General features: G+C 39.8%; 11 protein-coding genes. 8 read left to right on the top strand and 3 right to left on the bottom strand.

Annotated features, from left to right (window positions below; translation table 11 throughout):
• The first annotated feature begins 207 nt into the window (after positions 1 to 207).
• On the top strand, positions 208 to 744 hold the full coding sequence (locus PR683_RS15270; protein WP_042851643.1) for a GNAT family N-acetyltransferase: 537 nt from the start codon (positions 208 to 210) through the stop codon (positions 742 to 744).
• A 50-nt stretch (positions 745 to 794) separates the two neighbouring features.
• Here PR683_RS15270 and PR683_RS15265 read toward each other — a convergent pair whose 3' ends face one another.
• On the bottom strand, positions 795 to 1,418 hold the full coding sequence (locus PR683_RS15265; RefSeq protein WP_109912738.1) for an SDR family oxidoreductase: 624 nt from the start codon (positions 1,416 to 1,418) through the stop codon (positions 795 to 797).
• Positions 1,419 to 1,902: 484 nt separating this feature from the next.
• Between PR683_RS15265 and PR683_RS15260 the strand changes: the two genes are divergently transcribed.
• The 3 genes from PR683_RS15260 (at position 1,903) to PR683_RS15250 (ending at position 7,172) form a co-directional block, all read left to right on the top strand.
• Positions 1,903 to 2,649 (top strand): Slam-dependent surface lipoprotein, encoded by a 747-nt coding sequence (locus PR683_RS15260; protein ID WP_004913462.1) that lies wholly within the window; start codon positions 1,903 to 1,905, stop codon positions 2,647 to 2,649.
• A gap of 79 nt (positions 2,650 to 2,728) precedes the next feature.
• Complete coding sequence (locus PR683_RS15255) at positions 2,729 to 4,183, top strand: porin family protein (protein ID WP_238563236.1); 1,455 nt, start codon at positions 2,729 to 2,731, stop codon at positions 4,181 to 4,183.
• A 25-nt stretch (positions 4,184 to 4,208) separates the two neighbouring features.
• A complete protein-coding gene (locus PR683_RS15250) occupies positions 4,209 to 7,172 on the top strand; it encodes a TonB-dependent receptor domain-containing protein (protein WP_198641404.1) in 2,964 nt (987 codons plus the stop codon).
• 77 nt (positions 7,173 to 7,249) lie between these two features.
• Here PR683_RS15250 and PR683_RS15245 read toward each other — a convergent pair whose 3' ends face one another.
• Positions 7,250 to 7,696, bottom strand: a complete 447-nt coding sequence (locus tag PR683_RS15245; protein WP_004913470.1) for a GNAT family N-acetyltransferase — start codon at positions 7,694 to 7,696, stop codon at positions 7,250 to 7,252.
• 811 nt (positions 7,697 to 8,507) lie between these two features.
• Here PR683_RS15245 and PR683_RS15240 point away from each other — a divergent pair.
• The 4 genes from PR683_RS15240 (at position 8,508) to PR683_RS15225 (ending at position 12,881) form a co-directional block, all read left to right on the top strand.
• Positions 8,508 to 9,296, top strand: a complete 789-nt coding sequence (locus PR683_RS15240; protein ID WP_004913472.1) for a DUF3100 domain-containing protein — start codon at positions 8,508 to 8,510, stop codon at positions 9,294 to 9,296.
• A 12-nt stretch (positions 9,297 to 9,308) separates the two neighbouring features.
• The gene (locus tag PR683_RS15235; protein ID WP_004262394.1) at positions 9,309 to 9,785 is read left to right on the top strand and encodes a hypothetical protein; all 477 of its coding nucleotides are present in this window, start codon (positions 9,309 to 9,311) and stop codon (positions 9,783 to 9,785) included.
• Between the two features lie 18 nt (positions 9,786 to 9,803).
• Complete coding sequence (locus tag PR683_RS15230) at positions 9,804 to 11,129, top strand: amidohydrolase (RefSeq protein WP_004913476.1); 1,326 nt, start codon at positions 9,804 to 9,806, stop codon at positions 11,127 to 11,129.
• A 573-nt stretch (positions 11,130 to 11,702) separates the two neighbouring features.
• Positions 11,703 to 12,881: a M20 metallopeptidase family protein gene (locus PR683_RS15225; RefSeq protein WP_272581880.1), complete on the top strand. Its 1,179-nt coding sequence runs from the start codon at positions 11,703 to 11,705 to the stop codon at positions 12,879 to 12,881.
• 61 nt (positions 12,882 to 12,942) lie between these two features.
• Here PR683_RS15225 and PR683_RS15220 read toward each other — a convergent pair whose 3' ends face one another.
• On the bottom strand, positions 12,943 to 13,920 hold the full coding sequence (locus tag PR683_RS15220) for a LysR substrate-binding domain-containing protein (RefSeq protein ID WP_109912087.1): 978 nt from the start codon (positions 13,918 to 13,920) through the stop codon (positions 12,943 to 12,945).
• Positions 13,921 to 14,109 lie beyond the last annotated feature (189 nt).

The following is a 14,109-nucleotide window of genomic DNA, read 5'->3' as shown; positions in this document are numbered from 1 at the left end:
TTCATAACCTTAATATTACATTAATGAAAATAACGTTTGAGTAATACCACAAAATATATCGATGGCTTTATTAAAAAACACCAAAATAGCTTTTAGCACTAACGCATTCAAACCATCATAGTCAATTTTGATATGCTATATACTTTGCTCCTACAAGCTTAACGATTTTTTATTTCAGCCCTCTTTACAATTATTCCATGGTGCTAAATGACAATAGAATATAAAAACAAACACACATCTCAACTTTCAGCAGAGAATAGAGAGGCATTATATTTCATGCTATTTCAAAGCTTTGAGCAAGATTTTACCCATGATGATTTTGAACATGCTTTGGGGGGAATGCACGTCTTGGCTTATGACCAACAACAAATTATTGGCCACGTTGCTATTATTCAACGTCATATGGCAATCGGTAATACTCCAATAACGGTTGGCTATGTTGAAGCGATGGCGGTACGGGAAAACTACCGTCGCCAAGGGATCGGCAAACAGCTTATGCTGGCTACCAACCAAATTATTGCCGATTGTTATCAACTGGGTCTGCTTTCTGCATCAGATCAGGGCTTCCCTGTATATCAATCTGTCGGCTGGCAGGTATGGAACGGGCCATTATATGAGCTCAATCAAAGCCATTATATCCACTCTGTCGATGAAGAAGGTGGCGTCATGGGGTGGTCAAAAAACAATTTAATTGATTTTTCACAACCCCTATATTGTGACTTTCGCAGTGGAGACCAATGGTAGCCCTATTTGTAATAAAAAACAGATAAGCTACACAAATAACCTCGTTTTTATTAAGCGGGTACCAACCCCGGCTGTACTACGCTATAAATTTGTTTTTTCAATTCACCTTGCTTAGCCAACTGATAAACATGCGCAGCAACATCCGCACGCATCACTAAGCCATGAACTTCAACCTCTTGTTGAAGAACTGCTTTTCCCGTTGGCTCACCATGTAATAACCCACCAGGGCGAACAATCACATAATCTAATGAGCTAGTTTGTAACCATGACTCCGCAAGGGATTTTTCTCTCACAGCCTGACCAAATGCAGCGCGTGACCGGGCAGACAAATAAGGCCATGAATCCCCACAACCTAATGATGTGACTAACACCATACGAGATATCCCAGCTTGTTCTGCACAATCAATCACCGTACGGTGAGCTAAATAATCTTGACTCCCTCCCATGGTTGAAATAACCGTGGCAGTTGTTCCTGCTGCATGACAAGCAGCCTTAACCACTTCACTATCACAAGCATCACCAATGAAGACTTGCGCACCTACCGCCTCCAATGCCTCTGCAGACTGCTTATTACGCACAACAACGATGACAGGGCGTTTCTTTGCAATTGCCAACTGAGCAATTTGACGACCAACACCTTTTCCACCCGCGCCAAAAATTAACCATGGAGCCATATCTTTATTCCTTTATATTTTGAGTGATTATAAACCTAGCTGTGTACCGTAAAGACAAAATTACCACAACAGTAATGATAATGCGCATTGTTTGCATTTGTTTTTTTTTGATTTATTTACCCCACCATTGTCTACGAACGATGATGAAATAATAAACAACATCAACTTTAATGTTTTTAATGTAATCCATTCAATCAAACGCATTAAAATGTGACTAATTTAACTTTTTTATCAAAAAATAATTACCATTAAAATTGATAATCCAACAAATTAACTACAAAAATAAATCGTAATATCAACCACTAACAGCAAGATCAATATCACTATCTCATTGATACCCATAATTATTTTAATGTTAATGCGAAGAATTATCATTTGCATTTATATTATTATTTGATTTAATACAACTCGTCATATATATGCGAAATAATAATTTCTTAATCAATAGTATCGTTAATATCTTTAATAAAAATGGAGTATTTCGATGAAAAAGTTAAATATTATCGCTCTAGCACTCGCAACCTGCACAGTAACTTTTGGTGCTTCTGCAGCAATCGGTTCTGGCCAAAGCCAACCTTTCGATGCTAATCAGCCTTCCGTCCGTGTTGGTGCAACAGAAGGAACCGGTGGTGGTCATGGCGGTGCTGCGGGTGACCCAGGTATTGGTGTGCAATCTGTTTATGGTGGAAAAACCATTTCTTTCTCAGGCTTAACTCGAATGGCACCAATACAGGCAGGAAATGAAGCACATGTTATTTCCATGCCTAATGGACCTGGTTCGCATGACAAAATGGGCGTTTTTAACTTTGCCAAAATTGCAGATGCAGAAGTCTATTTTGGTGAATGGTCATCGACAGGACAAGTTAGTGACACCACACATACCGCTTACTATTCTGGCAAGGATGTCACCACCAATATGCCTACAGCTGGCACAGCGGAATACTCCGTTAAAGGAATAAGCCAATACAATGGAGGCGCACTAACCGCAGGGACTCTGACAGCCAACTTTGGTACTAAATCCTTAGCAGGGAATATTGGTGCAACCAATATTGATGCCACCATTAAAAACAATGCCACTTTCGCCGGGGCGGCCACTCTTAATGGTGAATCAGGCTCAACAAATGGACACTTCTTTGGCGATCAAGCTAAGCATATTGCTGGTGTCACTCAATTTGAAGATCACAGCAAAGATATGGCCTTTGGTGGAAGCCGTGGGAATATTTCCCAGTAACCCGTAAATCAACCTTGGTGGCCAACCATAAAGCGTGACAGGCAGTTGGCCACTGCCTTTTATTACCGAAGCTAATCCTATGCGATATCTGTTATTAACTCCTGCTATAATGATGCTTATAGCCGCATTCTCTGCATTTCCAGCCAGCTTGGACACTGACCGAGAACAATTGTTATGGCAAAAAGACAAACAAAACTATCGTGATAAAAGTGCAGTAGTCCCCAATAAAGACCAATTGCTTCTCCCAGATGACCTATCAATTAACTTAAATGGGGAAAATTATGCCCTTGAGAATAATGCCCAAGACCTCGGGCAAGCCATTTATCTGGCAATTAACCACAGGCAATTTGAAGACGTACAGCGCTTATTACCCCGCTACCAACAACTCGCTGATGCGGATCCACTACTCATTTTATTTGCAAAAGCAGAAATTGCTAAATCGCAAAATCATTACCCTGAAGCGATTGCCCACTACCAACAAATATTGGCACGGTCGCCAAAGTTTCTTCGCATAAAATTAGAACTGGCCCGGGCTTATTTTGAAGATAACCAAAATAAAGAGTCTTTGGCTTTATTCCAAAATTTAATCAACGATGAAACACTCGCATTACCTACGAATGTGAAGCAAACCATCCAGCAATTTATTAGTGCTATCGAAAACCGCACCGCTTGGACTGGCAGTCTCTCCTTTGGCTATAAATACAACAGTAATATCAACCAAGTTCCAGATAAAAATAAAGTTTGGGAAACGCCAGGGGGAACCTGGAAAATGGCTAACCCCAAATCATCACCGGGACTCACCTATGATGCAAGTCTGAGTAAAATTATTCCTATCTCGGGCAATCATTCCCTGCAAATCAAGGGGACATCTTATGGTGACCGCTATCCGCACTATGCTGAATTCAGTGAAAACACGTCTTCTTTAGCAACTTTATATCGTTTTAATGATGCGAACACCACTATCGCATTCGGCCCATTAGTTGAGTTAAAAACGGTCAATGAAAAGCGCCGTTATTTAGGCATAGGGGGAAAAATTGAAGCTGACTACCAATTTTCACCTCGTGTGCTCCTAAGTACCTCCGCTGACTACCAACAACTTCATTATCAAAAACCGTATGACAGTGCCAATGGTAATCGAAGTAGCCTACATCTAACCGGTGTCTATGGTATTACCCCAGATACCTCCCTCTTTTTGGGGGCTGATGCGACTCGTCTCACCACAGAAGTTCGTAGCGATGATTATGACCAATTGGGTATCCGAGGCGGCTTTTATCACGTGCTAACACCCGATATTCATTTACTGGCACTTGCAACTTACCGAGAAAGCCAATTCAAGGCCTTCAACCAAATGTTGAATGTTAAACGCCATGATAGAGAAGCGATGTATTTTGCGCGTCTTAGTTTTCCAAATTATTCATTGCTCACATTTACGCCTTATACCAGTTACCGCTTTCGTGATAACCGCAGTTCTGCAGATGGAATTTACTCCTACCACCAGCACGAAATTTCTATTGGATTAGAAACCCGTTTTTAAGCGTTATGGCATAGAGAAAAACACAATGTATAAATACAAATTAACACCTATTACTACTGCAATTATTACTGCTCTTTTTATTCCAACAACCGCTTTAGGGGAAAAAGAAGAACACATCGGCACCATTACTGTTCAAGATTCAGCAAAAACTATCAAAGAACGGGATCAACAAGGTTACGATGATCAATATGATGCTAAAGGTTCTAAAATTTATTTAGGAAAAGACCTTGTTGAGCGCTATAAAGGTACCAGTACCGCGGATGTGCTTAATAGTGCAGTTGGTGTCTATAGTGGTGATGCAAGAAACAGTGGCGCGTTAGACCCGAATATTCGAGGCATTCAAGGGCAAGAACGTGTTCCTGTCACGGTTGACGGCACAGAACAGTCGTTAACCGTTTATCGGGGTTACAATGGGGCAAACAACCGTAACTATGTGGACCCAAACCTCATTAGTAGCATTGAGATTGAAAAAAGTGGTTCTCTTGCTGGTGATATAAAAACCTCTGTAGGTGGTGGGATAGCCATCAGAACCATAGGAATAGATGACGTTGTTGCACCGGGTGAAAAATTTGGTGTCAGCTTAAAACTAGAAACCAGCAGCAATTCTACTCGTGAGCGTGTTCCCCACTTTGGTTATGGCGAAGATTACCGAGATCACCCTGAGATTTATAAAAATAATAACTATGTTTTCTCTGATCCAGTCGTCAACATCACACCGAAATCCCGAGGAAGCGCTCAATTCTTTAATTTTAAAGATAATGGCGGAAGAATAGCGGTTGGGACTCGACAGGAAAAGTTTGATTTAATGGCCGCCTATGCTTATCGCCGGCAAGGTAATTATTTTGCGGGGAAAAATGGCGCTCACCGTTATAAAGAATCGGTTCAATTAAATGAACAACAAACAGTACAGCAACAGCTTGGTCCAGACCCTTACTTACCTTTTGCTGCCAATGTATTTCGCCCCGGAAAAGAAGTTACGAATACCTCCAATGAGTTGGAATCCTATTTAGTTAAAACTAATTTATATCTCACTGAAAACCAAACATTACATCTTGGTTTTCGCCGAAGTGAAAGCACCTATGGTGAAATCATGCCATCACGTTTAGGATTTGCTGAGCTTGAAGGAAAACAAGTATTACCCCAATGGCCATTAGCTCACTTTACGGTCAATGCTTATAATGCCGAATATAAATGGAAACCTGAAGATAATCAATGGATTGACCTAAACGCAAATGTGTGGATGACCCATTCCGTAGGGGATACCAATACCTCAGGTGGCTACCCACGAGAACCCAAAGAACGCGATTGGGGCTTCGAGTATGGTTATGGTGGTGGAAAAGACCCTAACATTGATGGTTCATTAATTAATACCGCAGCAACTAACTCTGAGAATGACCGTATTGGCTTTAATTTGCGCAATACCATGGCACTCACGCCCGATCTTGATTTAACGATCCGCGGTTCAATGCTCAAAGAAAAATTGGACTCTAACGACGTACCGCCATCTCAAACCGCCAGCCCTTTTATTGCCCTTCCTCGTAAAGGTCATCGCCAAGAAACCAGTATTGCCTTTAACTTTAACTATCGCCCAACGAGCTGGTTAGAACTGGATGCGGGAGCAAAATATATTGATGGCTGGACAGAAGATGATTATTTAAAAGAACAAATGCGCAATCGCACCAAGGGCTTCCAAAACCCTGACGAGCGCCTTGCTAAACAAATAAATTACAACCGAATTTTAACCAAAGAAGAGTATAACGAGGCTGTTGCCAATGGCTACCAAGCGTTTAATGGTGGTTATAAAAACAGCCAAATATTACTTAAAACATTAGGGTTGGAAGATACCGACTATACCGTTTTTATTACTAAAAGAAACAACGCTCAGCGCCCAGAAGAAAATGGTGTTTTAGACGTTAATTTCCGCGCCGAATGGAAATCAGATAGCGATGGACGCTATACCACCAAAACAAACCCTTTCCATAACGGTACTTTTGACTCTCAAGCCCGTGCTGTTGACCCTGTTACTGGCAAGGAAGTTTATGTCTATGGTTCAAGTTATTCACACCCAGCCGATGACATCAAGCGCGAACTCACTGAAGAAGAAAAATGGAAATTCTCAGGCAAACAAAAAAGCCATGGCTGGGCTCCCGCTTTTGGTGCCAATATTTGGTTATCTGATAACGACCGGGTTTATGCACGCTATATAGAGACGGTTCGCTTACCGAGTATTTTTGAAAACAGCATTGGGTTTGCAGGGGAAAGTGAAGCCCGTAAAGAGAAAATGTTATTTAAACCCGAACGTGCAAAAACCTTTGAATTTGGTTATTCACGTAATTTACAAGGTTTACTCGGCGCTGAACGCCACGCTGACGTGAAAATAGGCTATTACCATACTGTCATTGAAAATGCTTTTGACCGTGATGGACGTCTTAATTTTGTTCAAGTAAAAGAACATAAAACAGCAGGAATTGAAGCTTTGGCACGCTATGATAATGGTGGTGTATTTATGGATATTGGTGTCGATTACCGCCTCAAAAATGAAGTCTGTGATGATTCGGCTCCAGCCAATCTTGACCCGGCTAATCGCTATAATATCTCCCAATGTACAACTGCAGGTTTCCCTGGCGGTTTTTTACGTACACAATTACAGCCTAAATATGCCATAAATTCCAACCTAGGCATGCGCTTTATGGATGAGGCCCTCGAAGTGGGAACACGCTTACGTTATACCAGTAGCGTACAAAATAAAGATGAACGCAAACTGATGCAGCAGTTCCCGGGGAGTTATTCGATGGCGAATAATAGCCCAATGCACTGGACGCCTACCTTTACTGCAGATGCCTACGCAAGTTACCAAATTGACAAAAATATTAATGTCGAATTCTTAGTGACCAACTTAACTGACCGTTATTATATCGACCCACTGACGCGCAGTATGATGCCAGCCCCCGGGCGCACACTACGCTTAGGATTAAATGCGCAATTTTAGATAAATATTGTAGGTTTATCGCTCTACAAATATCCGCTGCTAACTATAAGTTGGAGCGGATATTCGTCATTTCAGCACTAAAAAACTAGCCGCATAATGGTTTCATCAAATTCATCTTGGTCAACAACGGAAAAACCAAACTGTTCAAAAAATGGTTTCATCATGTCATTGCCTTCGATATAACAAATTGATACTGATTGATATTTACCTAAGCTTTTTATTTCATCGAGAACAAGTGGAATAGCCAGAGAACCAAAGCCTTTTCTTTGGTGTTTAATATCAATCATCAATTGGCCAATAAAAACCTCTTCGGGCCGACCATTTTCATGGTTTGAATAATATTGAACAAAACCAACGGGCTCATTATCAACATAGATACCACGATTAATATAGTAATCAAAAAATTTTGAGGCTGCGATTGACTCTGAGTTAAGAGCCACAAAGTCTTCCTGTTCTTTAGTTATTTCAAGACAGATGATATCCACCCAATTATCTTTGGTGATATCTTTTAACGTAATAGTCATAAACACCTTTCTTTTAGTTTGCCGTTCACAATGCCGCTGCGATAAAAAGACGACTTAGTGTAAATTAACAACAAACACTTTTTTGTTCGCGCAATTCGTGCCTTTATATTTTTCGATATTCAATAAACAAATAACAGGTAAACATGTTACGGATAACATGAATTTCAGCAAATAGACTAAAATAAAATTTCGACTCATTTATTGCTTTCAAATTAAGAAATATTCAGAATTGAGATCCATGTCAAATATCACTGCCGAATACAATATTATTGTAAAATATCAAATTTTTTTGAAGAAAATTCGCAAAAACACATCAGTACATTAAACTGATAATCAAACTCAAGATAGGCTAAAATAAAAACGAAAACTCAAAAAAACCACAATAATATCCAATTAAAATTCAATTTTTATCATTATATAAATTCAATAAAAATAAAACCTTGCTATAAAAAAATAAATAAAACCTGAACAACCTCACATTTACTGGGTATTTGATAATTCCTCGCATTAACACACCAAAAAATCAAAATTACTTATGAAACAGCATGTTAAATAATTAATAATAATTTGTATCAATCTGAAAAATAAAAATATTTTTAATATAAAAATGCAAAAATATTTCAATAACTACATCTTTATTAATAAATATTAATTTATTGATTTTAACCATGCCTTTTCGGCATGGCTAAGAGACTTTCGGAATATTGTCAGGAAAATAGTTTCATGGATAGTATGAATACGAAAATGATGCATTTTTATTATAAATATATACGAAAAACTCTTAAAAACATTTCCAATGAAAGGTAACACTATGGGTATATTAAAAGATAGTAAGTTGCTTTTGGTTAGCTTACTTATCATTCTTCTTTCGGAAGCTATAGGGCAAATTAAAATCAGTTTAGTCATGGTTTTTCCAATGCTTTATTCCATGTTGATGGGTGGTATTATCAGTTTTCCAAAATTCAAAATCCTCAGCGAAAAAAATATGGCACACGCGAGCTCGATAATGAGTGTTGCGTTAGTTATCTTAATTGCAAAATTAAGCACCTCCGTTGGTGCATCTTGGGAAAAAATAATTCAAGCCGGTGGCGCATTAATCTTGCAAGAAGTCGGCCACTTTATCGGTACTATTTTGCTCGGTTTACCGCTTGCTATCATGTTAGGCATGGGCCGTGAAGCCGTTGGTGCCACCTACTCTATCGGTCGTGAACCTAATATTGCCATTATCGAAGCCAAATATGGTTTAAGTTCACCAGAAGGCCGCGGCGTTATGGCAATGTATATTTGCGGGACGTTATACGGTGCAGTTTGGATGGGTGTTATCGCCAGTGTTATCGCAGGACTCGATATTATGAGCCCACTTGCTTTAGCCATGGGTGCTGGTGTGGGTAGTGGTTCGATGTTAGCAGCATCTGTTGCCCCATTATTGGAACTTTATCCTGAACACGCCGCAGATATTCAAGCATTCTCATCCTCTGCAAACTTGATGTCTTCGGTATTAGGTCTGTACATCTACATCTTCTTCTCTTTACCGTTTGCCTCTTTCTTGTACAACAAATTGAAAAGAAAACGTGCAACCGCATCAGCAGATACAGAATAAGGATATAAGATCATGAAAAAGATGGCAGAAATTGCAATAATCATCGTGTTAGTCATCATCTTCACTTCACTGGGTGATGCACTCGGCGGTTCAATTTATGGCCGTGGTAGCTTTGGCGCAGTCTTTAGTGACTCACTTATCGCCATGGCATTATTAGGGGGTATGTCATTTGTGGCATACTTAATTGCACAAATCCCACCATTAGGTAAGTTACCCGTGATTTTTTGGGTATCTTTAATTGCGGCGGGTCTGTGTTCACCGTTATTCCCTTACGATAAAGAAATGATCGCAATGACAGGTAAAATCTCACTTGCCGTCATCAGTACGACAGTACTTGCCTTTGCTGGTCTTTCACTCGGTAAAGATATCGACAAATTTAAAGCCATTTCATGGCGGATCATCCCAGTTTCACTGGCGGTCTTTACGGGAACATTCTTATTCGCTGCACTTATTGGTCAAGTGACACTTTCATGGAGCGGCGTTATCTAACAATAGGAAATATTTACCATGACAATGACCAAAGACCAATTGAAAGCCATCGTCTGCGAGACAATTGCATCCCATAAAGGGGATATCAAAAAATTGGCTGAAGATATTTGGGCAGAACCTGAGCTCGGCTATAAGGAAGTTAAAACAGCAAAAAAAGTGGAAGCTGCATTTTCTGCCTTAGGCGTTAATTACCGTAACCAACTCGCATTGACGGGGGTTAAGGCTCGCCTTAAGGGTGGAAAAGGGAGTAAACATAGTATTGCTGTGATTGGTGAGCTCGATGCGATTATTTGTGCGGAGCACCCAGAAGCTGATGATTTAACGGGCGCTGCCCATTGCTGTGGGCACAATGCACAAATAGCTAACATGATGGCAGTCACTATTGGTCTGGTTAAGTCAGGTGCTATGCAATACCTCGCGGGAGACGTCGTTCCTTTCGCTGTTCCCGCAGAGGAATATGTTGAACTAGCTTATCGTAATAAACTGATTGAGCAAGGAAAAATCAGTTATATCGGCGGTAAACCTGAGCTGATATCTCTTGGTGAGTTTGATGATATCGATATGGCAATGCAAATTCATTTAACCAGTGTCAAACCTGAACGTGAGACTGGTTTTATTGAAATGTCGACCACCACCAATGGGTTTATTGGCAAGCTGATTAACTACAAAGGCAAAGCATCCCATGCGGCGGCGGCCCCTCATCTGGGCGTTAATGCACTCAATGCGGCAATGATGGGGATCATGGGGGTGAATGCAATTCGCGAAACCTTCCAAGAAAAAGATTATATTCGTTTCCATCCTATCATCACACAAGGCGGTGATTTAGTGAATGTCACCCCAAGTGATGTCCGTATGGAAAGTTATGTCCGAGCGTCAAATGTTCCCGCAATGATTGATGCGAATGAGCGTATTACTCGCGCATTGGTTGCTGGCGCAATGTCAGTCGGTGCAGAAGTAGAAGTCAAAGATTTACCGGGTTACCTGCCGCTATATAACAACGATACGTTAAACGACTTATTGCAGCACAATGCCCACGACTTGATTGGCGAAGAAAATGTTTGGGTTGCTGGCCATATGACTGGAAGCACAGATACAGGTGACTTATCACATATCATGCCAGTGAGTCACCCGTGGATTGGCGCAATTCGCGGTGGCTTGCACGGTAAAGATTACGTTGTTTTTGATGATGATATGGCCTACATCCGCCCTGCGCAAATGATGGCAATGGCAATTATTGACCTATTATTTGATGATGCATCCCAAGCTGACGAAATGTTAGCTGATTACACCCCATTGATGAGCAAAGAGGAATATCTCTCATTTATTGGCTCTTTTAAGAACTAATTATAGAAACATGTCCCTTATTAATGCGTTAATCGCAATAAGGGGCATATAATCTTTCCAGCTTTAATCCTATCTTTATAGTTTCCCCTCTCATTAATTCAATATATTTTATATTCGTCATCTCATGTAAAATAATTTGTAAAGCCATGCTATCTACATCCTATTTCAAATAATAAAATTTAGCGTAAACTCAATAACCGCCTCTCTTAAATATAAAAATTTTTAATATAAAAACCAGAAAATACAAATTTAACATGCTGATATTAAAGGGATTTAATTATCTTTACATTTCCTGATGATTATTTTATTAAATTACCATCCTTATTATTCATGAGCCATGCAATACTGATATGATATAAATACGATCTCCATCACGCTCACTTTTTTAATATCCACGTTAAAATTCACTCTATGAATTGTTAGATAAAATAACATCTAGCAGAAGTGATTTATTTCTGAATCTAGCGCTTAAAATATACATAAATTAAATGAGTACGCTGTTTCTTATTCATGCTCACACCAGGGGCTCCTTAACAGCATTAAAAACGCTTTTTGTATACGGGATAAAACGTAATGACCAATAAATACAATATCAGTGAAAAGCTCTTTGCTTTAGAAACGTTTAGCAAAAAAACACGTCAGGATTTACATAAGATCCCTGAATTATCTGGGCAAGAATTCAAAACCTCACAATATTGCCGTGAATTGATGGAAAGCTTTGGCTATAACATCCGTTTATTTGAAGGTTACACCGGTTTTACTACTGAATTGATTATCGACCCAACAAAGCGCTTGATTGCCTATCGTACCGATATTGACGGCCTTGAAATGCCTGATTTAACATGCAATGAGCACAGCTCTGTCCATGAAGGTTGCGCTCATAACTGTGGCCATGATACCCACATGACCATCGCCTTAACGGCAGCAAAATACCTTAGCGAAAACCGTTCTGAACTCACTCATAACGTCCGTTTTATCTTCCAAATGGCCGAAGAAGACATGCGAGTACCGGGCGCTAACAAAATGGTAGAAATGGGCTGTATGGAAGGTGTTGATGAAGTATACGGCTTACATAATGATGCCGCTTTTGAAACGGGTTATATTAAATTCAATTCAGGGGTTATGTCCTCTTATGGCTCAGCGTGGACGCTAGATGTTCATGGCGTTTCAGCCCACGGTTCAACCCCACATAAAGGGTTAGATGCTATCCGCGAAGCAACACGTATCATTGATTATATGGACTACATTGTTGCCAAAAAAACCGATCCTTTCAGCCCTGCCGTATTTGGTTGTGGAATGATTAACGGTGGAACTATTCCAAATGCGTTGGCTGATCATGTTCAGGCACGCGGTACCATCCGTTCAATGGATGAAGAAACCGACAAAATTTTAAAAGCCAGCTTTCATGAAATTGTCGCTCGTAGTGAAGCCGGCGGGTTTAAAACCACATTAGAAGCAAGCGGTTATCCCGCTGTCGTCAATCACCCGCAAGCCGCAAAAGTGATTTATGATGCTGCTGCTGCATTCTTACCTACTGAACAGATTGATGCGAATGGTAAACCAATGACGGGTAGTGAAGACTTCAGTTATATGATCAATGCCACTAAAGATAAACTCGGTGCCATGTACTTTTTAGGAAGTGGTAATCAAGCAAAAGGGATTAATAATTATTTACACGCTAACCCTTACTTTGTTGATGACGATTGTTTGCTGATTGGCGCTCAAATTTTTATTAATATTGCCACTCGTTAGAATAAAAATAACACACACAGTAATTTCAAAGCCGAGTAAATCATATTACTCGGCTTTTTTCTTATAGCTCAGGTAATTCTCTATATAACCTATCTCGCTCATTTTGTTCTGTAGGCACCCATTGATTCGGTTGATGAATATAGTTCAAATCAAGGTGAGGTGCATAATTAGAGATAAAATCATACATATAATCTTTTAAATGCATATGCCGGTTAATGCATACATGTGTATAACTTGGCTTCACTAAATGGCTAATATCAATACAGCGTAATGTCTCGCTATCTTCCTCTGGGTCAAAAGCCACCGTTGAAATAATACCTACCCCAGCACCACGTTTTACATAGTATTTAATAATTTCGGTATCTACCGCAGTTAAAACAACATTTGGCGTTAATTTATGTTGGTAAAAAACTTGGTCAAGTTTTGAATGCCCGGTAAAACCAAATACATAGGTAATTAATGGGTAACCAGCAAGGTCTTCAATAGAGAGCTGTTCACATTGAGCTAGCGGGTGGTCATGGGGCACAATAATACTGCGCGACCATTGGTAGCAAGGCATCACCAATAAGTCATCATAAAGGTGCATAGATTCGGTCGCAATAGCAAAATCCACATCCCCATTATTCACCATTTCTGCTATTTGGGCGGGAGCCCCTTGGTGAAAATGCAGTGAGATATTGGGGTAACGTGCGTTAAAACGTTCAATCACTTGGGGTAATTTATAGCGGATTTGTGTGTGTGTGGTTGCGATATGAAGATTTTGTTTTATCGTGGTATCTTCATGTGAAACGATACTTTTAATTTTATCGAACTGCGCCAGAATATCACACGCGACATGATGAACTTTCTCCCCAATCGGGCTAAGAGACAATAAGTTATTATTTTTTCTATTGAATAATGAAACGTTCAGTTCATCTTCCAATATTTTAAGTTGCTTACTGACAGTCGGCTGAGAGGTATATAATTTTTCAGCCGCGTTGGTGATATTGAAATCACTTCTAACCACTTCAACAAAACTTTTAAGCTGACTAATGTTCATTGCTGATTTATCCAATGCAAAATGGATTAAAAAATAGAGATATAAATCCAGAGTAAGATGCGACACCTTGGTTGTTATGTACAGCAATTATACCATAACGAATGGATTAGCAAGAACTACACTGTTGCTTATTCCCAAGCAAATCACCCCTCTTTTATAATAAAGCAACCTAACATTAGTAAATGAAAA

The organism is Providencia sp. PROV269 (assembly GCF_028477785.1).
Classification (GTDB): Bacteria; Pseudomonadota; Gammaproteobacteria; order Enterobacterales; family Enterobacteriaceae; genus Providencia; species Providencia rettgeri.
This window is presented reverse-complemented; position numbering and strand designations above follow the sequence as displayed.